The organism is Stenotrophomonas sp. DR822, assembly GCF_019793815.1.
GTDB classification, from domain to species: Bacteria; Pseudomonadota; Gammaproteobacteria; order Xanthomonadales; family Xanthomonadaceae; genus Stenotrophomonas; species Stenotrophomonas indicatrix.
The window spans coordinates 1623884-1649397 of the sequence record NZ_CP081826.1; the positions used below are offsets into that span (position 1 = coordinate 1623884).

General features: G+C 66.0%; 21 protein-coding genes. 16 read left to right on the top strand and 5 right to left on the bottom strand.

Going from position 1 to position 25514, the window contains the following annotated elements; translation table 11 throughout:
- Positions 1–3: 3 nt before the first annotated feature.
- Positions 4–5322: an RHS repeat domain-containing protein gene (locus K5K93_RS07480; protein WP_222390416.1), complete on the bottom strand. Its 5319-nt coding sequence runs from the start codon at positions 5320–5322 to the stop codon at positions 4–6.
- 242 nt (positions 5323–5564) lie between these two features.
- Here K5K93_RS07480 and K5K93_RS07485 point away from each other — a divergent pair, with 242 nt between their 5' ends.
- From K5K93_RS07485 to K5K93_RS07545, 13 genes are all read left to right on the top strand, one after another.
- Positions 5565–6104: a GNAT family N-acetyltransferase gene (locus K5K93_RS07485; protein ID WP_222390417.1), complete on the top strand. Its 540-nt coding sequence runs from the start codon at positions 5565–5567 to the stop codon at positions 6102–6104.
- Positions 6101–6433, top strand: a complete 333-nt coding sequence (locus tag K5K93_RS07490) for a non-heme iron oxygenase ferredoxin subunit (RefSeq protein ID WP_025873985.1) — start codon at positions 6101–6103, stop codon at positions 6431–6433. Before K5K93_RS07485 ends, K5K93_RS07490 begins: the two co-directional genes overlap by 4 nt.
- Before the next feature lie 161 nt (positions 6434–6594).
- Complete coding sequence (locus K5K93_RS07495; RefSeq protein ID WP_222390419.1) at positions 6595–6999, top strand: hypothetical protein; 405 nt, start codon at positions 6595–6597, stop codon at positions 6997–6999.
- 153 nt (positions 7000–7152) lie between these two features.
- Positions 7153–9435: a TonB-dependent siderophore receptor gene (locus tag K5K93_RS07500; protein WP_222390420.1), complete on the top strand. Its 2283-nt coding sequence runs from the start codon at positions 7153–7155 to the stop codon at positions 9433–9435.
- Between the two features lie 70 nt (positions 9436–9505).
- Positions 9506–10225, top strand: coding sequence for a tetratricopeptide repeat protein (locus K5K93_RS07505; RefSeq protein WP_222390421.1), 720 nt, complete (start codon positions 9506–9508; stop codon positions 10223–10225).
- A 10-nt stretch (positions 10226–10235) separates the two neighbouring features.
- Entirely contained in the window at positions 10236–10913 is a 678-nt protein-coding gene (locus tag K5K93_RS07510) for a Fe2+-dependent dioxygenase (RefSeq protein WP_222390422.1), read from the top strand.
- Between the two features lie 172 nt (positions 10914–11085).
- Complete coding sequence (locus tag K5K93_RS07515; protein WP_222390423.1) at positions 11086–11481, top strand: hypothetical protein; 396 nt, start codon at positions 11086–11088, stop codon at positions 11479–11481.
- 148 nt (positions 11482–11629) lie between these two features.
- Positions 11630–14050 (top strand): TonB-dependent receptor, encoded by a 2421-nt coding sequence (locus K5K93_RS07520; RefSeq protein ID WP_222390424.1) that lies wholly within the window; start codon positions 11630–11632, stop codon positions 14048–14050.
- 282 nt (positions 14051–14332) lie between these two features.
- The gene (locus tag K5K93_RS07525) at positions 14333–14971 is read left to right on the top strand and encodes a PepSY-associated TM helix domain-containing protein (RefSeq protein ID WP_222390425.1); all 639 of its coding nucleotides are present in this window, start codon (positions 14333–14335) and stop codon (positions 14969–14971) included.
- Positions 14972–15011: 40 nt separating this feature from the next.
- Positions 15012–15530, top strand: coding sequence for a DUF2271 domain-containing protein (locus K5K93_RS07530; protein ID WP_032975835.1), 519 nt, complete (start codon positions 15012–15014; stop codon positions 15528–15530).
- Between the two features lie 125 nt (positions 15531–15655).
- Entirely contained in the window at positions 15656–16459 is an 804-nt protein-coding gene (locus K5K93_RS07535) for a DUF4198 domain-containing protein (RefSeq protein ID WP_222390426.1), read from the top strand.
- Positions 16460–16514: 55 nt separating this feature from the next.
- The gene (locus K5K93_RS07540; RefSeq protein WP_222390428.1) at positions 16515–17486 is read left to right on the top strand and encodes an FAD:protein FMN transferase; all 972 of its coding nucleotides are present in this window, start codon (positions 16515–16517) and stop codon (positions 17484–17486) included.
- Complete coding sequence (locus K5K93_RS07545) at positions 17483–19087, top strand: sulfite reductase subunit alpha (RefSeq protein WP_222390429.1); 1605 nt, start codon at positions 17483–17485, stop codon at positions 19085–19087. Before K5K93_RS07540 ends, K5K93_RS07545 begins: the two co-directional genes overlap by 4 nt.
- 175 nt (positions 19088–19262) lie before the next feature.
- Here K5K93_RS07545 and K5K93_RS07550 read toward each other — a convergent pair whose 3' ends face one another.
- From K5K93_RS07550 to K5K93_RS07565, 4 genes are all read right to left on the bottom strand, one after another.
- Positions 19263–19871, bottom strand: a complete 609-nt coding sequence (locus K5K93_RS07550) for a HutD family protein (RefSeq protein WP_222390430.1) — start codon at positions 19869–19871, stop codon at positions 19263–19265.
- A 34-nt stretch (positions 19872–19905) separates the two neighbouring features.
- Complete coding sequence (locus K5K93_RS07555; protein WP_025873996.1) at positions 19906–20631, bottom strand: murein L,D-transpeptidase catalytic domain family protein; 726 nt, start codon at positions 20629–20631, stop codon at positions 19906–19908.
- Positions 20632–20648: 17 nt separating this feature from the next.
- A complete protein-coding gene (locus tag K5K93_RS07560; RefSeq protein WP_093817867.1) occupies positions 20649–21716 on the bottom strand; it encodes a L,D-transpeptidase in 1068 nt (355 codons plus the stop codon).
- 337 nt (positions 21717–22053) lie between these two features.
- Entirely contained in the window at positions 22054–22380 is a 327-nt protein-coding gene (locus tag K5K93_RS07565) for a helix-hairpin-helix domain-containing protein (protein WP_261311946.1), read from the bottom strand.
- 198 nt (positions 22381–22578) lie between these two features.
- Here K5K93_RS07565 and K5K93_RS07570 point away from each other — a divergent pair, with 198 nt between their 5' ends.
- From K5K93_RS07570 to K5K93_RS07580, 3 genes are all read left to right on the top strand, one after another.
- Positions 22579–24072 carry a M20 family metallopeptidase gene (locus K5K93_RS07570; protein ID WP_222390432.1) on the top strand — a complete coding sequence of 498 codons (1494 nt, stop codon included), beginning with the start codon at positions 22579–22581 and terminating at the stop codon, positions 24070–24072.
- Positions 24073–24141: 69 nt separating this feature from the next.
- Complete coding sequence (locus tag K5K93_RS07575; protein WP_025874000.1) at positions 24142–24411, top strand: GlsB/YeaQ/YmgE family stress response membrane protein; 270 nt, start codon at positions 24142–24144, stop codon at positions 24409–24411.
- Positions 24412–24477: 66 nt separating this feature from the next.
- Complete coding sequence (locus K5K93_RS07580; protein WP_222390433.1) at positions 24478–25503, top strand: phosphotransferase; 1026 nt, start codon at positions 24478–24480, stop codon at positions 25501–25503.
- Positions 25504–25514: the final 11 nt, after the last annotated feature.

The following is a 25514-nucleotide window of genomic DNA, read 5'->3' on the forward strand; positions in this document are numbered from 1 at the left end:
AGCTCAATCCCAGTTCAGTACGCCTTGCGTGACGGGATGGTCGGCTGACCATGGCGAACAGCCGCCTGCATTGCAGGCGCGCACACGATAGTCACCAGCGCAGTAAGCACCTCCGTTGGCGCTCACATAAGCCTTTGGCCCCGTATACAAACGCTTACCGCCGCCGCCGCTCTCAAGCTGGAACTCGGTGGCATCGGCCACCTGGTTCCAACCCACCGAGCACTGCACCTGATAGGGCGGTTTGCGCGTGGTCAGCCATTCGGCCAGATAGAAGTAAGGCGTCCCGGGAGGAAGTGCGACGACAATAGTCACGATGCCAGAATAAGGGCTACATCCCACGAAGTTGCAGGCACGCACGCGATAGGCGTAGCTGCCTTTGCCACGGTTGGCACCGAAACTATTCGCACCACCGTTATGCACCAGCGTCCATCCACCGCCGTTTGCACTCTCCTCTAGCAGGAAGCTCTCACTATTGGCGGGTACTGACCAGCTGAAGCTGTACTGCGGCACATTCACCAGGCCCGGCGCGCTGATCACCGGCTCGATCGTCGGCGGTCCGATCACTGCGACCCTCACCGTTGCCGACCACGGCCCGCATCCAGCGCCGTTGCAGGCGGCGACGCGGTAGGCATAGCTACCCACTCCACGCGCAGGCGTGGCAAAGGACCCCGCATTGCCATCGAACAGGGTCACCCAACCGCCGCCATTGGTACTTTCCTGAAGTGTGTAACGATCAGCACCGCCAATCCCGTCCCAGCCGATGCCAATGCTGCCGGGTGCCGAACGAGCCGGCGCTGACACGCCTGGAGCGCTGGCTGGCGGGTAAACCACCGCCACCGCAGCATTGCCGCTGTAGCCGGTACACCCCACCGGATTACACGCACGGACACGATAGTTGAAGCTACCTGCCGGTTTGCCACTGAATGCCTTGGATTGGCCCGCCGTATTCTGAACCTGCGTCCAGGCTCCGCCATTGGCACTCTCCTCCAGTTCAAAGCGTTCTGCGCCGGCAGAGGCCGACCAGCTGATGCTGTAGCTGCCGTTGAATGCAGTTGCCGGTACGCTCAGCGCAGGCACTGCAGCCGGCGGCAGCTCGACGGCGACCGTGGCGGTGTTGCTCCACTCGCCACAGACCACGCGGCACCCGCGCACACGGAACTGATAGGTGCCGGTGACCAGACCGCTGCTGGTGAATGCCTGCGCCGCGCCGTCGAAAATCGTGCTCCAGTTACCTGCCTGGGCGCGCTGCAGTTCGTAGCGGTTGGCGCCACCGGCCGGGCTCCACGTCAGGTTGACGCTGCCCTGGGTGATGTAGCCTGGGGCGCTCAGCGCAGGAACACTGGGTGCAGCCTCGCCGTGCACCTGCGCCACCAGACTGCCGGACAGGTACAGATAGTCCGTCTGCTTTCCCGTGCGCTCATTGCGCTGGAAGCGCAGCACGCCGCCATTGTCATAGAACGAGTAGATGACGCCCGACTCGCTATTCCAGGCTTTCAACCGGCGTCCATGCGCGTCATACAGATAGGCCTCCGTCGTTCCCACCGTACGCAGGCGGTTGCCATAGTCGAAACCAAACGTCTGGCCATTGCGGATCGAAAGATTGCCCTGCACGTCATAGCCGAGACCGACAACGGTCGCGCTGCTGCCAGTATCGACAACGTTGACCAGACGATTGGTCGGATCGAAATAATGCGTGCGATCCCGGTTGCCGACCTTGGCCCGGCGCAGGTTGTCCAGTGCGTCGTACTCATACAGCGCGTTGCCAAAGCCCGGCGCGGTAACCGAGCGCAGTCGATCCAGCCCGTCATAGGCCATGTCACGATTGCCTGGCGCACCCGGCAAGCCATCAGAGATGGCCATCACGTTGCCACCCGCATCGTAGTCGTAGCTGTCATCGAGCACTGCGGCCGCAGCTGTGGCATCGCGACTTCGGTCAGGAAGACCGCGAGCATTCTGGCTCATCGTATGGACAATGCCGTTGCCATATACGAAGCGCGCCAAGGCGCCGTTGGCAAAATAGCTGGCCTCCTTCGCATAGCCCCCCACCGATGTGGCGCGGCCGAGGGCGTCCGGGGCATAGCTGACGATGCGCCCGCCCGGGTAGGTGTTGCTGGCAAGCGCGCCGTTGCCATCGTAGCCATAGGCCAGGCTCAGATTGCCGAAGTCTGGATGTTGCAGCGTCTCGCTGCTGAGCAGCCGACGATGGTTGTACTGGTAACGATTGATGACCAGCGGACGGCCGGCATCGTTCTGCGTACTGATTTCTGCGGGCAGGCCATCCGGCGTATACGACCAGGACTGGTTGCCGCGGCCATCGGGGAAGGTCAGCGCCAGCAGTCGATTGGCAGCGTCATAGGTGCGCTGCACGGCGCGGCCAGTCGCGAGTGCTTCGCTGCGGTTGCAGTCTGCGCTGCTGGCAAGGCCCGTGCCGGCAGCCGACCACAGAACATTGCCGGCGGCGTCGTAGTCCTGCACCGTCGCCCCGGTTTCCGGCTCGATGGTCTTGCAGAGTTGCTGGTAATCGTCATAGACATAACGGCGGGTCAGTGCCTGGCTGCCGTCGGCGCTGCGACGGGTGATCGCCAGCGGCTTGCCGAGAGCGTCGCGCTGGATCTCGGTCACTACGCCTTCCGGGTGCTGCAGCGTCAGCGGCATGTCGTAGCTAGGCTGGTCATAGGCCAGATGCCGTGTTGTGGTCGACTGGCCGCGCGGATTGGTCACCTTCACCGACAGGTTGCCCACGTACTCGGTGCGGGTCACCAAGGCACCCAGTTCGGACGACTGGCTGACCATGACCGGTCGGCCCAGCGCGTCGTACTGCGTGGTGGTGCCATCAAACGCCGCATTGATGTCGGAAAGCTGGCGAACCGGATAGGACGCGAACACCGTCTTGCCGGTGGTGTCGTAGCGGGTCACGACTGCGCTATCGAGAGCGTTGTCTGCATTTTCAGTGACCAGCACCGGGCGGAACATGGCATCCAGATAGGTATCGGTCCGTCGCCCGCCCTGGGTTCGTGAATGCTTCCAGGCGCCGGCCGGCACGCCGAACTGCGGCCCGCCCAACCGCTGCAGGTCCATGGTGACCGCATTCCAGCTCACGGTGTCGCCACCGGGGAACTGCTGGCTGCGCAGGCGCCCCATGCTGTCGTAGCTGAAGCTGGTGGTTGCCCCGATTTCATCGGTCAACGAGGTGATCCAGCCGTTGTCATCCACCACAACGGTGCGCGTCGCCCCATTGGGAGATTCAGCCGTGGCCGGCATCCGCAACTGCTGCGGGACACCGCGCTTCCACGCGGACAGGTGGCTGGTGTTGCCACGGGCATCGGCAACCGATGCCACCGTACCATCAGCCGCGTAGGTCACCTGCTGCGCCAACCGGCCGAAGGCATAAGCGCGCAGCGGCAACGCATTGGTCGTGTCGAACTCGGTGCGTGACTGCTCGACACCATTGACTACGCTGCGCGCTGACTGGCCATTCACCCATAGCGCCAGGTTGTCGTAGTAGGTGGTTGTGCTGGCGCGGCTCTGTCCGGCTGAATTGCCCTCGACGACGCTCACCTCGCGTGCAAAGGCATCAAAAGCCTGGACCGTGCGGGTGAACTGCACGCCATCCTGTTCCACCACGGTGGACTGTACGGGCCTGTTGTAGTGTGCCTTGAGGTCGTTCGCACCGTACTTGAAGTCCTTGCCGGCTTCTTTCGGGAATGGCGCCGAGTCAAGCTGGGCGTCGGGATAGTAGTTGTTGCGGTCGATGCGCACGACGGTGCCGCCCGAGCGCGTGGTGGTCGACAGCAGCAGACCGTCGTTGTACGCCACCTCCTTGCCGAATTCATACACACGTACAACGCCGTCAGGCAGAGTCTCGGTGGTGATTTTCGGTTCGGCCTGGCCCGGAGCTATGTCTGGACCGCCCAGATCCTTCGCGTAGGCACCATTCAGATTGGTGTATTGATAGGTCCACTGCGCCGTGGGCATGCCCGGACCACTGATGGTCTTGGCCACCAGAGATTGTGCGTCGCGATAGATGGGCGTGTAGTTCCAACCTTCTGCAATGAGTTGATTGTCGCCGGAAGTCTGGCAATCCAGCTTGACGTTATTGCGTCCATGACGGAACGGCCGGAACAGGAACGTCCCCAAGGCACCCGAAGGATGCTGGACCGTCGCCGTGATTTCGGTTGGCACAATCTTGTTCATGCGTGAACACGTCGCCGGGTAATCCAGGTACTCCCATATGTTCTGACCTGTGTACTCGGGGTACTTGTGCGTGACCCACAGCGGCGGCAGGTTGTAGATCCACTGGGTCCCATCCGGGAGTGTCACCGTACGTAGAATGTTTGCTTCGGTGTAACCGTAGGTCCATGTCCGACCTGCCGCGGTGGCCGAAGCAATCAACCCGTTCGCGGTGTAGGCCAGGCTGATCTCGCGCCCATCACTGGCGACCATGCGCTGCAGCCGGTTGCCGCTCCACTCATAGCGCACCCAGTTGCCAAAGCGATCCACAATCTGCGATGGGTACAGGAACACGCGTTTGCGATTCAGCATCGCATTGCTTTCCGGGCCATACGGTTGCAGGGTTGCTTCGGTGTTGTAGCGGGCGACCATCCAATCGAAGTAGTACTTTGTGCCATCTGGTGCATGGCCAAGAAATCCCTCCCCCGGCTGACCGCTCTTCAATGCGGTCAAGCAGCTGAAGGTCCATCCGCCTTTCGTGTTCCAAGGTGCCGGCTGACCAAACTGCGGCTGCGGCTGGCGCGGGTCGCCGTTGCCGCCGAGCACCGGCTCTCCACCGCCCCCCGGCAGGGAGAGGCGCACGCCGTCCCAGAACGTATGGGTACTGAATGTAACGATCTGGGTGTTGCGGCGATTCCAGACATCGAGCGCCGGCGGCGCGCCTACCGTCGAACAGCGTGCTGCCGGCGCCCAATAGCCGGCAGCAGCAGTTTCCGGCAGGTCGCCGTAGACACCAGACAATGACGGAATATCCAGGCCCCAATCGGAGAACGGGCTCTCGCTACTGCCGTCACCGTCGCTGTAGCTTCGGCTCAGCGTCATCGGCAAGCTGCCATTGCCCGGTATCGAAATATCCGTGGCCTTGAAGCTGATCGAACCGTCATACAGGTTGACCTGCTCGCCAAAGATCTCGCCCTTCAAGGGCTCGACCAGGTCGCCGTACTTCAAGCGTTTGTCGTACTCCTGGCGCCAGGTAGGCACGATCTGGGCGGAGGCGGGAACCGGTGCCAGTACGCAGAAGGCCAGTGCTGTCAGAAACAAGCCCTTGATGGCGTTTGCCGCACGCGGATGAGCAATGAGCCGTGCTTGCATGAAGATCCTCCCTGGATCGACCTTCCTTGAGAGCCCCGCCCACATCGCGCCACTGTCGATGCTCAGATCGGACGTTGCCCACTCAGGCAGACAACCACACGCTTGAACACGGTGGGCGGGCATTGTTTCATTTATGAATGCAAAATGAAGGCCGTGTCAACAAGGCGTATCCGACACACTTGGCAAAGCCAGCCGGATCAGCAACCTCCCCGCCTGCCCCCACGCCACCTAAAATGCCCCTCATGAGCACTCTGACCTTCCGCGCCGCCACGTCGGCCGACATCCCCGCCCTGATCACCCTGGTCACCTCGGCCTACCGCGGCGACGCCAGCCGCGTCGGCTGGACCACCGAAGCCGACCTGCTGGACGGCGCCCGCGTCGATGCCGAAGGCATCCATGGCGACCTGGACCGCCCGCGCTCGACCGTCCTGCTGGCCGAACGCGACGGCCAGCTCGTGGCCTGTGCCCACGTCGCCGACGTCGACGGCAAGGGCTACTTCGGCATGTTCTCGGTCGACCCGGCCCAGCAGGGTGGCGGTGTCGGCAAGCAGTTGATGGACGCGGCCGAAGCCCACGCCGCACGCGAATGGAACGTACCGGTGATGCAGATGACCGTGATCGACATCCGCGACGAACTGATCGCCTTCTATGAGCGCCGCGGTTACCAGCGCACCGGCATCAAGAAGCCGTTCCCGTATGGCGACGAACGTTTCGGCATCCCCAAGCGCGACGACCTGCGCTTCGAGATCCTGGAAAAGCCGCTGGCCGGAGCCACCGCGTGAGCGAGGCCTGGACCTTTGTCTGCGCCGGCGCCGAACTGCTGCCGGGCGAAATGAAGAGCGTCTTCGACGAAGTCACCGGCACGCCGATCGTGGTGTTCAACCTCGACGGCGAACTGTATGCGCTGGAAGACCAGTGCACGCACGAGGAGTTCGAGCTGTCCTCGGGTGAGTTCAACACCGCCGAAGGCAGCGTTGAATGCGTGCTGCATGGCGCGCGCTTCGACGTGCGCGATGGCCGCGCCCTGTGTGCGCCGGCCTATACCGCTGTGCCGAAGTTTCCGGTGAAGCGCGAGCACGACGCCATCTGGACCCGCGACGACCGCGATTGAAGCCCAGGGCATCCACCCATGGGGTGGATCTACTGGAACGGCCTGAGGGCCCTGCCAGGGCCTTTCGGGTCCGCTCCGGGCGGCCTCCCATGCCCGTACATGCGAATCATTATCGTTGATGTTATCCTACGTAACATCTTCGTAACGCCACCGCCTGCGCCATGGCTTCGTCCGCGCCCACTGCCACGCTGTGCCAGCTCGCCCGTCAGGGGTGGCCGCTGCTTGTGGCCGCGCTGCTGACGCTGCTGCTGGGCTGGTCGGCGTTGCACGAAGGGCGTGGCGGCCACGCCACCAACGCCGGCTGGCAGGCGCTTCTGGACAATATGGACCAGGCCGCTCCGCTGCCGGCACCTTCCAGCGACGAATGCCCCCACCACGCTGTGCCGGCCCCGGAACCTCCGCTGGACGGTGAGGGCAGCACGCCCTGTACCGGCGCTGCGCCGCCGCGTGCTGCGCTGGTGGCGCATGTCCCACTGTGGCACTCCGATGCCCTGCGCTGGCAGCGGCACGACCCCTCGCTGCGCCTGAATCCCGGCCACGCACCTCCGGCACCGCACGCCATCTGAGGCGCCCTGCGGCCATTGCCGTGCGCCTCGCCTCGTCTGAACTGCCGCCAGGCATGGCCTGGCACTGCCCGAACCTCACCGCCGCCGTCGCGCCATTGAGTCGTGCTGGCCAGCTCTCGCTCATTCCCGATCCACGCCATCGCCAACCTACCCATGACCCACATCAAGACCCGCAAGTACGCACCTCGCGTTTCCGTACTGGCCACCGCCACCCTCGCCGCCGGCTTCGCGCCGCTGGCCGCGCAGGCCGCCGACGACGCCGGCGCCAGCAAGGCCACCGAGCTGGACAAGGTCCAGGTGCGCGGCAGCTGGTTCAACCCGTCCTCGCCGAAGTTCACCGCCGCGCTGCTGGACACTCCGAAGTCGGTCTCGATCGTCTCGGAGAAGCTGATCGCCGAAACCGGTGCGACCAACCTGCAGGACGCGCTGCGCATGGTGCCGGGCATCACCTTCGGCGCCGGCGAAGGCGGCAACCCGACCGGTGACCGCCCCTTCATCCGCGGCTTCGACTCGCAGAGCAACATGTTCGTCGATGGCCTGCGCGACGTCGGTTCGCAGACCCGCGAGGTGTTCGACCTGGAGCAGGTGGAAGTAGTCAAGGGCCCGAGCTCGGCCTACGGCGGTCGTGACTCCGGTGGTGGCAGCCTCAACCTGGTCAGCAAGACCCCGAAGCTGAAGAACGAGACCAATGCCAGCATGGGCATCGGCACCGACAGCTACGCACGCGGCACCGTGGATGCCAACTACGTGCTGGGCGATGGCATCGCCGCACGCCTGAACCTGATGAAGCACGAGTCGGACATTGCCGGTCGTGACGCGGCCAACGTCAGCCGCTGGGGCATCGCGCCGTCGATCGCGTTCGGCCTGAACGGCCCGGCGCAGCTGATCGCCAGCCACTACCACATGCAGAGCGATGACCTGCCCGACGCTGGCGGCTTCCCGTATGGCAACCCGAACGGCGCGCCGGTGTCGAAGTGGGTCGACGGCCGCCCGATGGTACCCGACCGCAACAATTACTACGGCCTGGTGGACCGCGATTTCCAGCGCACCCGCGCCGACATCAGCACGCTGGACGGCAGCTACGACTTCGGCAGCCACAAGCTGCGCAACATCGCGCGCCTGGGCAACACCAGCAACGATTACCTGTGGACCCAGCCGGACGACAGCCAGGGCAACCCGAACAACTACGGCACCTTGTGGCGTCGTACCAACAGCCGCGCCGTCGACGTCAAGAGCTTCGCCGACCAGCTGAGCCTGACCGGCAGCTTCCAGACCGGTGCACTGAAGCACAGCTACAGCGCCGGCGCGGAATACAGCGACGAGAAGATGACCCGTGGCAGCTACCTGATGACCCCGGGCACCAACAATCCGCTGACCAACAGCAGCAAGTGCCCCACCACCGGCGCGGCCACCGGCTACAACTGCACCAGCTTCGACAACCCGAACCCGAACGATCCGTGGGCGGCCACCCATGCGGTGTACCGCAGCGACAAGGCGCTGGACGTCGAGCAGCGCACCAAGACCAAGTCCGCTTACCTGTTCGACACCATCGAACTGAACGCGCAGTGGATGATCAACGTCGGCCTGCGTTACGACGACTTCTCCACCACCCTGACCACCCCGGTGGCCGGCAAGGCGCCGACCCGCGTGCGCAACGACAATGACTTCCTGAATTACCAGGCCGGCATTGTCTTCAAGCCGGCTGCCAACGGCAGCATCTACCTGTCCTACGGCACCTCCTCCACCCCGCCGGGCATGGACGGTGGCGATGGTTCCGATGGTCTCAGCGCGGCCGTGGCCGACCTCAAGCCGCAGGACACCAAGAACCTCGAAATGGGTACCAAGTGGGACCTGTTCGACAACCGCCTGAACCTGACCGCGGCGATCTTCCACACCGTGATGGACAACGCGCGCGTGACCGTCGACAACGGCACCAGCCAGAACGCCGGCAAGAAGGAAATCAACGGCGTGGAACTGGGCTTCACCGGCCAGCTGACCGACGCCTGGAGCCTGTACGGCGGCTACACCTACCTGGATTCGGAACTGAAGGACAACGGCTTCGTCTGCGCCGTGTCCGGCCGCACCTGCCCGTCCAACATCTACGTGCCCTCGCCGTACAACGGCAACGTGTTCCCGAACACCGCCAAGCACAGCGCCACCCTGTGGACCACCTACCGCTTCCCGTTCGGCCTGACCGTCGGCGCCGGCGCCAACTACTCCGACAAGCAGTACGGTGATGTGGCCAACACCAAGTGGATCCCCAGCTACACCCGCTTCGATGCGATGGCCAGCTACGCGATCCAGGACAACATCAGCCTGCAGTTGAACGTGCAGAACCTGACCGACAAGACCTACTTCACCAAGGCCTACGCGTCGCACTACGCGAGCATCGCCCCGGGTCGTTCGGCCACCCTGGCACTGAACGTGAAGTTCTGATGTAACCCGCAGCACCCACGCGGCGGCAGGATCTCCTGCCGCCGTTTTTGTTTCCGGCGATACTCCGCGCATGGCTTCCAACATCCCCTTTGATTCCGACGCCCTGACCGACCTGCTGCTGCACGACCCGCAGGCTGCCTTCGCGCGCGTGCGCGATGCAGCACAGGCCGGGCAGGTGGAGGCGCAACTGCTGCTGGCGCAGATGCACATGGAAGGCAAAGGCACGCCCCAGGACGCTGCTGCGGCCGTGCTCTGGTACGAGACTGCAGCCAACAACGGCGCGCCGATGGCGATGAACATGCTTGGCCGCTGCCATGAGCTGGGCCAGGGCACCACCGCCAATCCTTCGCTCGCAGCGGTCTGGTACCGGCGCGCCGCCGACACCGGCCTGGACTGGGGCCTGTACAACCTGGCCAACCTGCTGGCCACCGGCCGCGGCGTACCACAGGACCGTGCACAGGCACTGACGCTGTACACCCGCGCGGCCCATCTGGGCCACGCCAAATCGATGAACCTGCTGGCCCGGCATCTGGAAGATGGATTGGACACCGGTCGCGATCCGCAGGCTGCACTGGGCTGGTATCGGCGCGCGGCCGAGGCCGGCGATTTCCGCGGCCAGGCCAACTACGCCGCCATCCTTCTGCAGGCCGGTGAGATCGAACAGGCCGTGCACTGGCTGCAGTTGGCGCTGCAGCACGGCAGTCCCGCGTTCATGGCACATATCGTGCCCGAGCTGGCCGCCTCACCCCACCCGCAAGTGCGCGCGCTGGTCGCACCGTCTGCTTGCTGAGGACTTCCGCATGCTGCTGCACATCCCCGACATCCTCAGCACCGGACAGGTGGCTGACATCCGCCGCAGGCTCGACGCAGCCGACTGGACCGATGGCCGCGAGACCGTCGGCCACCTCGGCGCGCAGGCCAAGCACAACCAGCAGCTGCCTGAAGCTTCGCCGCTGCGCCGCGAACTGGGCGAAACCATTCTGGTGGCCCTGGCACGGCATCCGCTGTTCTTCAGCGCCGCGCTGCCCTTGAAGTACCTGCCACCGCGCTTCAACCGCTACAGCGGCGGCGGCACCTACGGCTTCCACGTCGATGGCGCGGTGATGAACCTGGCCAACGGCGAGCAGCTGCGCTCGGACATCTCCTGCACGCTGTTCCTGTCCGACCCGGACGAGTACGACGGCGGCGAGCTGATCATCAGTGATACCTACGGCGAGCACGAAGTGAAACTGCCGGCCGGTGATCTGATCGTGTATCCCTCCAGCAGCCTGCACAAGGTCAATCCGGTCACCCGCGGTGCGCGCGTGGCCTCGTTCTTCTGGGTGCAGAGCATGATCCGCGACGATGTGCAGCGTCGTCTGCTGTGGGAGATGGATACTTCCATCGAGCGCCTGCGGCAGACCAATGGCGATGCCGATGCAGTGCTGCAGCTGACCGGCGTGTACCACAACCTGCTGCGACGCTGGAGCGAGGTCTGAACCGATCAGGCCACCCCTGCGGCAATTTGGCAATCATTCTCATTTGCAACGGCTAACGGGTCTCATTACAATCACGCCCCGTTGACGCCGGATGTTCCGGCCAGCCAGGGATCTCCGCTTGCGTCGCCCGTTCCGCCCCCGCCCACTTCGGCTTGTACAGCTCGGCACCGCCATGCGCGGCCGTCGGCCTGCGCTGGCCAGCCTGCTGGCGTGGGTGGCGATGTTGACGCTGTTGCTGGGCACCCTGCCGCTGCTGCCGGTCGCCCATGCTGCCGCGCCGCAGGCGCTGCAGCAGCCGCTGGAAGAGCGCGGCGGCGAAGGCCCTTTGCAGGAAGAAGCGCCGGCCAAACTGCGGCGCTGCGCCTCGGCACCGGCCAAGTCCACGGACAAGCCGATACCGCCGCTGTTGCTGGCCAGCCACTGGCTGCGCACCGAACGTGATCTGGTTCCCTCTGCGTCGGTTCCCTCCGGCGCGCGTCCGCACTGGCCGCTGGCCGTACCGGACATGCCCTGGGCCGATGCGCCCGGGCGCCGCCAGCAACGCGGCCAGGCGCCGCCGCTCGCCTGATCCACGGCACGCCGTGACCGCCCGCGCGGTTGCGACGGCTCGCCGCTGCCTGTTTCGCCCCTGCGGCCCCTGACCGGGCCATCCCTGCCCTGCCGTGCGCGCTCCGCGCCCTGCATCGCGCTGCCCTACATCCTTCGAGGTATCTGCCATGGCCCAGCGCCATCGTGTCCGTTCGTCCCTGTCCCGCCATCTGTTGACCAGCGCTGTGCTGGCTGCGGTCGCGGCGCCCGCCTACGCCAATGGTGCCGCCAGCGGCGCGCCGCAGACGCTGGACAAGGTGGTGGTGACCGCCTCCGGTTTCGAGCAGAAGGTAGTCGATGCACCGGCCAGCATCAGCGTGGTCAGCCGCGAAGAGCTGAGCAAGCGCCCTTACACCAGCCTGGTCGACGCCCTGCGCGACGTCGAAGGCATCGACGTCGGCCTGGAAGCCACCGACAAGAACGGCCGCGCCACCATCTCCATGCGCGGCCTGCCGTCGGAGTACACCCTGGTGCTGATCGACGGTCGCCGCCAGAGCAACGCTGGCCAGCTGTATCCGAACAACTTCGGTGGTGGCCAGTTCGCCTACCTGCCGCCGCTGGATGCGATCGAGCGCATCGAAGTGGTGCGTGGCCCGATGTCCACGCTGTACGGCTCGGATGCAATGGGCGGCGTCATCAACATCATCACCCGCCGCAACCAGGACAGTTGGCACGGTGCGGTCACCCAGGGCTTCACCGTGCAGCAGGACGACCAGTTCGGCGACGCGCGCAGCACCGATCTGTACCTGAGCGGCCCGCTGGTCAAGGATCGCCTGGGCCTGGCCGTGCGCGGCAGCTACTACGACGCCAAGGCATCCAATCCCGAATGGGATGCACTGACCCTGCCCGACGGCACGCTGTGGGAACGCAGCATCGGTTTCGGTGGCGGCGGCAAGTCGGTGGCCAACACCAACTGGAACACCGGCGTGCGCCTGAACTTCCATGTCAACGACGACCACGAACTGTGGCTGGACTACGACGTCTCACGCCAGAAGTACGACAACAGCGAAGGCCAGACCGGTACCCTCGACAGCCTGGCCAGCCTGTGGCGCGTGGGCAACGCGGTGGTGCCGAACCCGAATGGAAGCGGCACCGTCACCCGCCGCGTGGTGCAGCCGCGCGTGGGCTACACCGCCTACCAGCGCTATGAGCGCGACCAGCTCTCGCTGACCCATCAAGGCCGCTACAGCTTCGGCACCTGGCAGACTTCGCTGACCCACAGCAAGAGCAACAACCTCGGCCGCTCGCTGCCGCTGACGCTGGACGAGCGCGCCGGCCTGCAGACCCTGTGGAACGACGTCTGCCGCCGCACCGGTGCCGCCAACAACTGTGCCGCCGGCCGCAACAACGGCCTGGCCGCACTCAACGCCAGCGAACAGGCACGCCTGCAGGCGTTCCTGCCGCGGCCGCTGCGTACCATGGAACTGGAAGGCTACGTGCTGGACACGATGCTCGACCTCGACTTCGGTGCGCACAAGCTGACTGTGGGCGGCCAGTACAACGACACCGACATGGTGGACGGCGTGTTCGGCATGGACGGTGCCGGCTACCGCAGCAACACCAAACAGAAGCACCGCATGTGGGCGCTGTTCGCCGAGGACAACTGGTCGCTGACCGACACCCTGACCGCCACCTTCGGCCTGCGCTACGACGACCACAACATCTTCGGCAGCCACCTCAGCCCGCGCGGCTACCTGGTCTGGAATGCCACCGATGCCTGGACCTTCAAGGGTGGCGTCAGCACCGGCTACAAGACCCCGCGTCCGGACCAGCTGTTCCCCGGCATCACCGGCTTTGGTGGCCAGGGCGTGCTGCCGCTGGTGGGCTCGCCGAACCTGAAGCCGGAAACCAGCACCAACTACGAGCTGGCCGCCTATTACGAGGGCCAGCGCTGGGGCTTCAACGTCACCGGTTTCATCAACAAGTTCGAAGACAAGATCGCCAGCGGCGGCACGTTCCCCAACTGTGAAGTCGCCCCGGCCGGCAGTGGCTACTGCGTGGACATCGGCCCGGGCTGGGCGTCGCTGGGCTACAGCACCTTCACCCAGAGCGTGAACATCGACAAGGCCGAGACACGTGGCGCAGAACTGGCCGGCCACGTCGACCTGCTGGACACCCTGCAGCTGCGCGGTAACTACACCTGGACCAAGAGCGAGCAGACCGCCGGTTCCGGCAAGGGCCTGCCGATCACCGGCACCATGCCGGCCAAGCACATGGCCAACGCCAGCCTCAACTGGCAGCTCAACGATGCCATCAGCCTGTCGCTGATCGGCGAAGGCCGCTACGACCGCTACCGCGACACGATCCTTGATGCCGCCGGTGCCAGTCACACCCGTTACTACGATGACTACACCCTCTTCCACCTCGGTGGCAGCTGGAAGGCCACGCAGTGGCTGACGGTCAACGCGCGGGTCAACAACGTGTTCGACAAGAACTTCGTCTCGCAGTCGTGCCTGCTGACCAGCCCCAGCGAATACAACTGCGTGGACGACTACGCCACCAAGGACCAGCGCCGCAGCTACTGGATCTCGCTCAACGCGAAGTTCTGACCTTGCGCTGGTGGATGCCGACCTTGGTCGGCACCGCCCCATCCACGCATGGCGTGGATCTACTGCCGTATTGACCTTGGTCGGCACCTCTCCATCCACGCATGGCGTGGATCTACCGGCCCGTGGTAGTGCCGGCCGCTGGCCGGCCACCACGCGATGCTTGGCATGGGATTGCCGGCCAGCGGCCGGCACTACCCCTTCAGAGATACACAACGACATCTAATTGCGAGCAATTCTCATCAATGATGTAATGGCCAGTATTCATCCGTCCCGAACCGTGCCGTGAGCCGTCCCGCATCTTCCACCGTGCAGCAGCAGCAGAGCCGCGGCTTCTGGCTGCGTACCCTGCACCAGTGGCACTGGATCAGCTCTGCGGTCTGCCTGATCGGCATGCTGCTGTTCGCGGTGACCGGCCTGACGCTGAACCATGCCGCGAAGATCGAGGCCAAGCCACAGGTGCAGAACCAGCACCTGGAACTGCCGGCCGAGCTGCTCGGCGGCCTGGGCTCCCGCGAGGACGGCAATGCACCACTGCCACGCCCGGCCCGGCAATGGCTCGACGATCAGCTGGGCATCTCCATTGGCGGTCGACCCGCCGAATGGTCGGCCGAGGAAATCTATCTGTCACTGCCCCGCCCCGGCGGCGACGCCTGGCTGAGCATAGACCGCGAAACCGGCGCGGTGGAGTACGAATCCACCTCGCGCGGCGCGGTGTCCTATCTCAACGACCTGCACAAGGGCCGCAATGCCGGCCCCGCATGGGGCTGGTTCCTGGACGTGTTCGCCGTCGCCTGCCTGGTGTTCTGCATCACCGGTCTGTTCCTGCTGCACCTGCATGCGCGGCAGCGACGCATGACCTGGCCACTGGTCGGCCTGGGCCTGATGATCCCACTGCTGATCGTCCTGCTGCTTATCCACTGACTTCCACCGTGACTTCCATCCGTTCTTCCGGAGCCGCCCCATGCGCGTCACCCTGACCATCGCCCTCAGCGGCCTGCTGGCCACCTCGCCGGCTTACGCCACCACCCTCGACATCAACGTCGAAGTGCCCAAGCTCAACGTGGCCGAGTACCACCGCCCGTATGTGGCGGTGTGGCTGGAAGGCGCCGACCAGAAGGTCGCCGCCAACCTGTCGGTCTGGTACCAGCAGACCAGCAACAGCGAAGGCCATGGCACCAAGTGGCTGCCCGACCTGCGCCAGTGGTGGCGCAAGAGCGGCCGCACCCTGCAGGTGCCGGTGGATGGCGTGACCGGCCCGACCCGCCCGGCCGGCAAGCACGCGCTGTCGTTCAACGACAAGCAGCCCGCACTGAAGCAGCTGGCCCCGGGCAACTACACCCTGGTGGTGGAAGCGGTGCGCGAAGTCGGCGGCCGTGAACTGCTGAAGATCCCCTTCACCTGGCCGGCCACCGCCGCACAGAACGGCCGCGCGCAGGGCGCCACCGAACTGGGCCAGGTCACCCTCGCCGTCAAACCGTAATTGCCTGAGCCGGGGTCAGAGCCCTTTCCGCTGGAAAGGGATCCGACCCCATCGCAGCACCCCGGGGGTCGGATCACTTCCGCAGGAAGGGCTCTGACCCCATCAATCATCCTGGAGTCTTCCGCATGAAGCGCACGCTCGTCCTCGCCGCCGCTCTGGCCGCTGCCCTTCCCTTCTCTGCCCTGGCCCACAAGGCCTGGCTGCTGCCCTCGCAGACCGTGATCGCCGGCAACGCGCCGTGGATCACCGTCGACGGTGCGGTCTCCAACGACCTGTTCTATTTCAACCACGTGCCGCTGCGCCTGGAATCGGTGGTGATCACCGCCCCGGACGGCAGCACCGTGCAGGCGCAGAACGCGGCCACCGGCAAGTACCGCAGCGTGTTCGACGTCGAGCTGAAGCAGCAGGGCACCTACCGCATCGCCTCGGTCAACGACGGCCTGTCGGCCACCTATGAGCTGAACGGCGAGCGCAAGCGCTGGCGCGGTACCGCCGCCACCTTCGGCGAACTGCCCAAGGATGCGAAGAAGCTGGAAGTGAGCCAGTCGCTCGGCCGCGTGGAGACCTTCGTCACCAACGGGGCGCCGAACGAAACCGCGCTGAAGCCGACCAACCGCGGCATCGAACTGGTGGCCGTCGGTCACCCGAACGACCTGTTCGCCGGCGAGGAAGCCACCTTCCGCGTACTGGTCGACGGCAAGCCGACCGCAGGCCTGGAGTTCGAGATCGTGCGCGGCGGCACCCGCTACCGCAACGCGCAGGACGAGCAGAAGCTGACCAGCGACGCCAAGGGCGAGATCAAGGTGACCTGGCCGGAAGCCGGCATGTACTGGCTGGAAACCGGCACCGAGGACAAGAAGACCTCGGTCAAGCAGGCCGCCAAGCGCCGCCTCAGCTACGTCGCCACGCTGGAAGTGCTGCCGCAGTAAAGACAGCGCTGCGATACCCGGCACGCCCTGGTATCGCAGCCTGCCACGCATGCCCATGACCTCTACCGCACTCGACATCGCCCGGCTGGGCGGCACCACCATGGGCACCACCTGGAGCGTGTCACTGGTCGTACCGCGCCAGCGCGACCTGCATCCACTGCATGCTGGCATCCAGGCACGTCTGGATGAAGTGGTCGCGCAGATGAGCACCTGGGAAGCGGGTTCCAACCTGAGCCGCTACAACCGTGCCGACGCAGGTCAGTACCTCGTGCTTCCCATCGAAACACGCCATGTGTTGGCCTGCGCGCAGGCCATCGCTGCAGCCAGCGGCGGTGCGTTCGACCCCACCGTCGGCCCGCTGGTGGCGCTGTGGGGCTTCGGCGCCCATGCCGGCGCACGGCGCGCACCCGATGCCGCCACGTTGCAGGCAACCCGTGCACGCTGCGGCTGGCAGCGCCTGCACTGGCAGGACGATGCGCTGCTGCAGCCCGGTAGCCTGGAGCTGGATCTCTCGGCGATCGCCAAGGGCTTCGGCGTCGACCACGTCGCCGCCTGGCTGCGCGGCCAGGGTGTCGATGCCGCACTGATTGAAGTCGGCGGGGAACTGGCCGGTTACGGCCGCAAGCCGGACGGCCAGCCGTGGCGCGTGCTGGTGGAGTCGGCGCCGGAAGAAGATGCCCACACCGATACGCCACCGCGTGTCCTGGCGCTGGACGGAAAGGCGGTGGCCACCTCCGGCGATCGCTGGCACCACTATCACGACGATGACGTGGCCTACAGCCACAGCCTTGACCCGCGCAGCGGCACGCCGGTACGGCAGGTCGCAGCCGCCGTCACCGTGGTCGCCAGCGACGCGATGCACGCTGACGCGTGGGCCACCGCGCTGACGGTGCTCGGCCGCGACGCAGGCATCGCGCTGGCAGAGCGTGAGGGGCTGGCCGCACGCTACCTGGAACGCACCACCACCGGCCCACGCGAAACCCTCAGCAGTGCCTTCCAGCAGCTGCTGGATGAGCAGGCTGGATGAGCATGCGTTTCCCGCGCGCGACCGTTGGCAACGTCATGTTGCTGGCCCTGCTGGCCGTGATCGGCGGGGCACTGCTGCGCCTGCACCTGGGCGAAGCGTGGTGGCAGGGTGCACCGCCGGCCCGGCAATGGGGCATCGCGCTGGCCGCCACCGCGCTGTATCTGCTGGCGTGTGGCGTGCTGTGGTGGCGCAGCCGTCCACGCGACGACACGCCCGAAGGCGGCGACCCACCGATGCTGCTGGCCTGGTCCAGCCAGACCGGCTTCGCCCGCGAACTGGCCGAGAGCAGTGCGCAGGCTCTGCGCTCAGCCGGCATGCCGGTGCGCCTGCGCGGACTGCACGAAGTCGATGCCACACTGCTGGCGGACAGCGCGCGTGTACTGTTCATCGTCAGCACCACCGGCGAAGGCGATGCACCCGACCACGCCCTGCCCTTCCTGCGCAAGGTGATGGGCACGCCGCCGCCGCTGCACCACGTGCAGTACGGGGTACTCGCACTGGGCGATCGCAGCTACGGGCATTTCTGCGCGTTCGGCCACCAGCTGCACGACTGGCTGCGCCAGCACGGAGCACATCCGCTGTTCGATGCCATTGAAGTCGACAACGCCGATCCAGCTGCCCTGCGCCACTGGCAGCAACTGCTTGGCCAGCTCGGCGGCGGCGCGAGCGAACTTCCCGATTGGACACCGGCCGAGTATCAGCCGTGGACATTGCTGCAGCGTACCCACCTCAACCCCGGCAGCGCCGGTGGTCCGGTCCATTGGCTGCGCCTGCAGCCCCCGACCGGCAGCGACGCACAGTGGCAGGCCGGTGACATCGCCGAAGTCGGTCCGCAGCATGCCGAACAGAGCACGCGCGACTGGCTGCAGACGCAGGGCTTCGATGCGGACACCGTGTTGGACGACGGCACTACGCTGCTCGCCCGCGTTGCGCGCTCGCACCTGCCGTCATTGGTTGCAGCAGGCGATCTGCCTGGGCTGCTGGCGGCACTGCAGCCCCTGCCCCATCGCGAATACTCCATCGCCTCGGTGATGGACGACGGCGCGGTGGAACTGCTGCTGCGCCGGCAGCTGCGTGCCGATGGCACGCCGGGCATCGGCAGTGGCTGGCTGTGCGACCACGCCGCCATCGGCGGGCCGGTTCAGATGCGCCTGCGCCGCAACGAGAATTTCCATGGCGTCGGCGCCGATGTTCCACTGCTGCTGATCGGCAACGGCACTGGTATCGCCGGCCTGCGCGCACACCTGCACGAACGCGCACGCATTGGCGGTGGCCGCACCTGGCTGTTGTTCGGCGAACGCTCGGCCGCGCATGACTTCCACTTCGGCGATGAACTACGGGCGATGCTCGGCAACGGCACGCTGACCCGCCTGGATACGGTATTCAGCCGTGATGGCGGCACACATCGCTACGTGCAGGATCGCCTGCTGGCCGAAGCATCCACGCTGCGGCAGTGGGTCGATGACGGCGCGACGATCCTGGTGTGCGGCAGCCTGCAGGGCATGGCCCCGGCAGTGGATACGGTGATCGAGCAGGTGCTCGGTGCCGACGGCAAGGAAGCGCTGCTGCTGGCCGGTCGTTACCGGCGCGACGTGTATTGAGCGAACGCGTGGGGCAAATTGCCTCCTGGTGGGTGCGAACCTTGGTTCGCACCCTGCTGCGGCATCGGTTGCCGCATCCACGCATGGCGTGGATCTACGCGGATCCAGGGTGACAACCATGCTGCAGTAGATCCACGCCATGCGTGGATGATTGCTTCCGGGCGCCGACGCTGGCTCAGCCGCCCGCCGCGCTCACCCGTATCGCCAGCAACTCGCCACCGCCCTGCAATGCATGCCGCTGACGCTCACCGGCGGCCAACCACGCGGTATCGCCGGCCTGCATCGCAGGCAATCCGCTGTCCGCGCCGAACATGGCCTGCCCGCCCAACAGGTGCAGGGCCCAGGCCACGCCCGGCTCGCAGAAGAAGAACATCGGCCCGACCAGTGGACGATGCAGCAGCTCGGCCTGCAGCAGCCCGCGCTTCCACATCAGGTTGAAATCGTGGGTGGTGCCGTCCACCAGCTCGCCGTGCAGCGCAGTTTCACCGGCAAAACGCACGCGCCCATGCGGTGGCAGCACCTCGGCTACGCGGCCGTCCTCGAAACGCAGGCGCACGCCATTGCCCTGCAGCAGCACCAGTTCGCGTTCGACGCCCGGGAATGCGGAAAACGCGGCGTCCTGCTCGATCTCGGCCACCGACAGGCGCAACGCCCAATCATCGCCCTGCGCTGGCAACCGCAGGATCTCGCGGGTCCAGCCGAGGCCGTTGCGCCAGCGTTCGCGGCGGTAGTCCAGGCTGGAAATCACCTGGCTCGGGGTCTGCAACAGGGAGTCGATGTTCATGCGCGCATTGCATCATGCCGCGCGCCGCAACGCATCAACGCGTTGCAAGACCCGCAGCCGTACCGCAATCGCCGCCCAGCAGCTGTGAGTGCTTGAGCCAGTCCTTGTCGGGGTAGTACGCAAACACCATCGTGCCGCCTCGCAACGCGTCGATCAGCGGCTTGGCCACCGACAACCGCACCGCCGGGCAGCCCAGACTGCGCCCCAACCGCCCCTGCAACTGCGCAGTGGACGGATTCACATACGGCGCACCGTGGATGACGATGGCGCGCTCGCGTGCACGATCGTTGAACCCCGGCTCCAACCCTGCCAGCCGCAGCGAATAGCCGTTGCCGCCCATGTAGGTTTCCTGCGCGGTGAACGCACCGATGCTGGACATGAAGCTGCCATCGCGGTTGGAGAAATGTTCGGTGCGGTTCTCGCCGCTGTTGCGGCCGTGCGCCACCCACTCCTCGAACAACAGCCGCTGGCGGGCCAAGTCGAAGACCCACATGCGCGGCTCGGTGGACGGCCGCGAGTAATCGATCACGCTCAGGCGTTCACTGCTGACTCCCAGCTCCGGCCGCTGCAGTGCGCAGCGCATGGCGTGGGCAGCCAACTGCAGAACCCGACGGTCGGCCTTGGGCGCGGTGCGTGCCAGCTGCGCGGCGAGGTCGTCGGCGCTGATGGCGGCAATGGGCGTCTGTGCCCCGGCCGGGGCGCTGGCAGTGGTTGCCAGCAGGCCAAGGGCGGCCAGCCGGCACAGGCGGGAAGCAGACATGGGCACGTCGGGAGGTCTCAGGATCCCTTGAGGGTGGACGCTGGCGGCTCCGATTCCAAGACCGGCTGCATTCCCGATTCAGCCGCGCTTGGGCGCACCGCCGGCAGCGACGTCACCAGCAGGGTCGTGCCCGGCACCAGCACCTGGTACAGCTGGCGGGCGAAATCGGCCGGCAGGGCCATCGGCAACGACGGCGTGGCCAGCAGGTCCGGCGTGGCCTGGGCGCGGTCCTGGCCGAGCAACGGATAGGCCGTCCACTGGTGCAGGCGCTGCTGTGCATCAAGCGGGCTGGGCGTATCGCTGTAGCCCTGGCCCATCACGAACAGGGTGGTGCCCTGGAACGCTGGCAGCGCGTCGGCCTTCAACGGCGACTCACCGATCATCACACCGTCGCGCAGCACATACAGGCGCTGGTCGTGCAGGCTGACCAGGATGCCGACCTGGCCACTGGGTGCGGCCGCATCATCCCACCAGGCCTTGTCGGGAGCACCGCCCTCGCTTTCCGGCAGGGCCTGGCCGCGTGCATTCACCGGCGCCAGCACCGCCGGATAGGCCAACGTCATCGGCGCGCTCTTGGCATCGGCCACGACCACCGTATCGCCGCGCTTGGTTTCGCTGAACAGCTTCTGGGCGAAAGCCTGCGGCAGGCGCACGCAGCCATGCGAGGCCGGGTGCCCGGGCAGGCTGCCGCCGTGAAGGGCGATGCCGTCCCAGGTCAGCCGCTGCATGTACGGCATGGGCGCGCTGTTGTAGAGGTTGGAGCGGTGGTCCTTGTCCTTCTGCAGGATGGTGAACACACCGGTCGGCGTCTCATGGCCGGTCTTGCCCGAGCTGATCGTGGTCAGGCCGATGGCAATGCCATTGCGGTACACGTAAGCCCGTTGCTCATCCAGGCTCACCACCAGCACGATCGGACCGGCCGGCGAGACTTCCGGATGCCACAGGTACTCGCCCGGCTTGAGGTCGGTCGGTCCGCGTACTTCGGAGGTCGTGGCCGCAACGGGCCTGGAGGGGGCGGCCGCCTGTGCGGCGCACGGCAGTGCCAAGGCCACGGCGAGCAGCAAGGTCAAACGGTGCAGGTGCATCCAGCCGGTTCCATTCCATGCGAAGTCCCCACCGTACACCATGGGCACGTCGCAGCCGCGCCAAAAGAAATTGCCCGGCGACACAGCCATGTGTCGTACCGGGCAATCGTCACGTCCCTGTCGGCCTGCTGCCACCCCCTCGCATCCTGCGAAGCGGGGGCGGCGTTGCATCCTGCACGCGGCCGCGTCTGTCCTGTTTGTATCTCAGCCCCTTCCACAGGTCTGTGATGCCACCATCCTGGTGATTGGTGCCGCATCCCTGCGACGGTCGGCGGCTGCAGCCATCCTGTCCACAGCCATTGAACCTGCATCCTGCAGATTCCGACGATTCCTGTTGTCAGCGCCTGGGTACGGTTCGCACCGGTACCGATCCGGGTACCGGATCCGCAGGCAACATCGTGTTGCCAACGGTGATCCGTCGTCGATTCCGTTCGACGATCGATGTCCCTATCCCCTTCACCTGCGTCAGGTCCTCGACGCGGTGAAACGGGCCGTGTCTGCGCCGGTGCTCGACGATCGCCGCAGCCTTGGTGGCCCCGACCATCGTCAATCCCTGCTGCAGCGCCTGGGCATCGGCCCGGTTGATGTCGATCGGCTCGGCAGCTTGCGCCGCCGCGATCCACACTCCCAGCACCAGCACCCTAAACACGACAAACCAAGGCACGACGTGTATCTCCTTGTGGTTCTGACCGTCCCGACCGGCAATCCCGTCGGTCGAAACAGTGTCCGTCACCACATGCACACAGCGTATAGGGTTCACGGATTTCTAAAAGCCAGCCAAATACCCGACGTGATGTAGGGAAAACCCTACCCTTGGCCGAGGCGTAGAATGGTCGGATCAGCCATGCAACCGGAGTTTCAGATGGACAGCGCCAAGCTCGGCCAATTCGTCAATGACAAGTGGGACAGCGAAATCGTCCCGCAGTTGGTCGACTACATCCGCATTCCCAACAAGTCGCCGATGTTCGACGCCAACTGGGTGCAGAACGGCTACATGGATCAGGCGGTCACCCTGATGGAAACCTGGGCCAAGGCCCAGGACCTGCCCGGCCTGAAGGTCGAAGTGGTACGCCTGGAAGGCCGTACCCCGCTGATTCTGCTGGAAATTCCGGCTACCGGCGCCGAAACCGGCGACGACACCATCCTGCTCTACGGGCACCTGGACAAGCAGCCGGAGATGACCGGCTGGGACGACGACCTGGGCCCGTGGACCCCGGTCCTGCGTGGCGACAAGCTGTATGGCCGTGGCGGTGCCGATGACGGTTACGCCATCTTCGGCTCGCTGGCCGCCGTACTGGCACTGCAGGCCCAGGGCCTGCCGCATGCCCGCTGCGTGGTGCTGATTGAAGCCTGTGAAGAGTCGGGCAGCTACGACCTGCCGGCCTACGTGGACCATCTGGCTGACCGCATCGGCAAGCCGTCGCTGGTGGTCTGCCTGGATTCGGGCTGTGCCAACTACGACCAGCTATGGTGCACCACCTCGCTGCGCGGCCTGACCGGCGGCAACTTCTCGGTGAAGGTGCTCAACGAAGGCGTGCACTCCGGTGATGCCTCCGGCGTGGTCCCGTCCAGCTTCCGCCTGCTGCGCCAGCTGCTGTCGCGCATCGAGGACCAGGACACCGGCCGCATCCTGATCGACGGCATGAACGTGGAGATCCCGGCCGAGCGCCTGGAACAGGCCAAGCGTGCCGCCGACGTGGTCGACACCGCGATCTTCGAGAAATTCCCGCTGGTCGATGGCCTCAAGCCGATGAACGACGACCTGACCGAGCTGGTGCTCAACCGCACCTGGCGCCCGGCGCTGTCGGTGACCGGCATCGGCGGCATGCCGCCGCTGGAATCGGCCGGCAACGTGCTGCGCCCGCATACCGCAGTGAAGCTGTCGCTGCGCCTGCCGCCCACTGCCGACGGCAAGACCTGCGGCGAGCTGCTGAAGGAAGCGCTGCTGCGCGATCCGCCGAACGGCGCGCAGGTCACCCTGGACCTGGAAAAGGCCTCCACCGGCTGGAACGCGCCGGCGATGGCACCGTGGCTGACCAAGGCCATCGACGATGCCAGCCAGACCTTCTTCGGCAAGCCGGCGATGTACATGGGTGAAGGCGGCTCGATCCCGTTCATGGGCATGCTGGGCGAGAAGTTCCCGGGCGCCCAGTTCATGATCACCGGCGTGCTCGGCCCGCACTCCAATGCCCACGGCCCGAACGAGTTCCTGCACATCCCGATGGGCAAGAAGGTCACCGCGTGCGTGTCCAAGGTGATCAGCGAGCACTACGCGGCCAGCCTGCGTGGCGAGACCAGCGGTTCGCCGGTGGCCGCCGACAGCGGCACCCGCCACGGTGACCACGGCTGCTGCTGATCCATCACGCAGTGACGGACGCAGCCTGGCCTTGCTAGGCTGCGTCCAACCTTCCAGAGCACTGATCGCATGAACGGTCTGTTTGGCAGCACCAGCTGGCTCTACATCATTCTGGTCGGCTTCTTCGTCGGCCTGCTGGGACGCTTCTTCATGCCCGGCAACAACCGCATGGGCTGCCTGCTGACCATCGTGCTGGGCATCATCGGCGCGCTGCTGGCCGGCTGGTTCGGCCAGTACATGGGCTGGTACGCGCCCGGTGAACCGGCCGGCTTCCTCGGCGCGGTGCTGGGTGCGGTGGTCGTGCTGGCGATCCTGCGCCTGTTCAGCGGCCGCCGCTGAGCCGCCCTCTCTTTTTCCCATTCCGCCCCCGACGTTGGCGCGCCCGGCGCGCCCGGATCTGCCTGCATGACCGAACCCGCCTCCGATCCCCAGCGCAGCGCACAGCGCCTGCAGTGGGCCCGTACCCAGCTTGACGATGGCAACGCCGTGGTCGAACGCGCCTCGGTCGACGCCGGCATGCGCAGCTACTGGCGCACCACCAGCCAGCGCGGCAGCCACATCGTCATGGACGCCCCGCCAGGGCTGGAAGACCCCACGCCGTGGCTGCGCATGCGCGGCCTGCTGCACGATCACGGCCTGCGCGTGCCCGCCCTGCTTGCCCAGGACCTCGACGCCGGCTTCCTGCTGCTGGAAGACCTGGGTGGCCCGACGCTGGCCAAGATCCTCGACGAACGCAATGCCGACGCGTGGTTCAGCCGATCCATCGATCAGCTGCTGCGCCTGCAGGCCATCCCGGTGCCGGGCGATTTCGGCCGGTTCGGCGAAGCGCTGCTGCAGCGTGATGCGGGCCTGTTCGACGAGTGGTTCCTGCAACGCCATCTTGGCCTTGAACTGGACTGCGGCGAGATCGAAGGCCTGCAGCTGGTGCACCGTCGGCTGATGGACAACGCGCTGGGCCAGGCCCAGCTGATGACCCACCGCGACTACATGCCGCGCAACCTGATGCCGGTGGATGGCGGCCCGGCAGTGCTGGATTTCCAGGACCTGGTGCGTGGCCCGATCGCCTACGACGCGGTAAGTCTGTTCAAGGATGCCTTCCTGAGCTGGCCGCTGCAGCGCGTGGACGAATGGCTGGCGCAGTATCACCAGCGCGCACGCGATACCGGCCTGCCGGTACCCGACCGTGCCACCTTCCTGCGCGATGCCGACTGGATGGGCATCCAGCGCCACGTGAAGATCCTCGGCCTGTTCTGCCGCCTGCGTTACCGCGACAACAAGGGCCACTACCTGGACGATGCGCCGCGCTTCATCGCCTACCTCGATGAAGTACTGCCGAGGTACCGCGAACTGGCGCCCCTGCAGCAGTTGCTGGAAACGCGCATCAAACCGGCGCTGGCCGAGTTGGCCGCGCCGATGCGCGTGCAGCGCTGAAGGCCGCATCG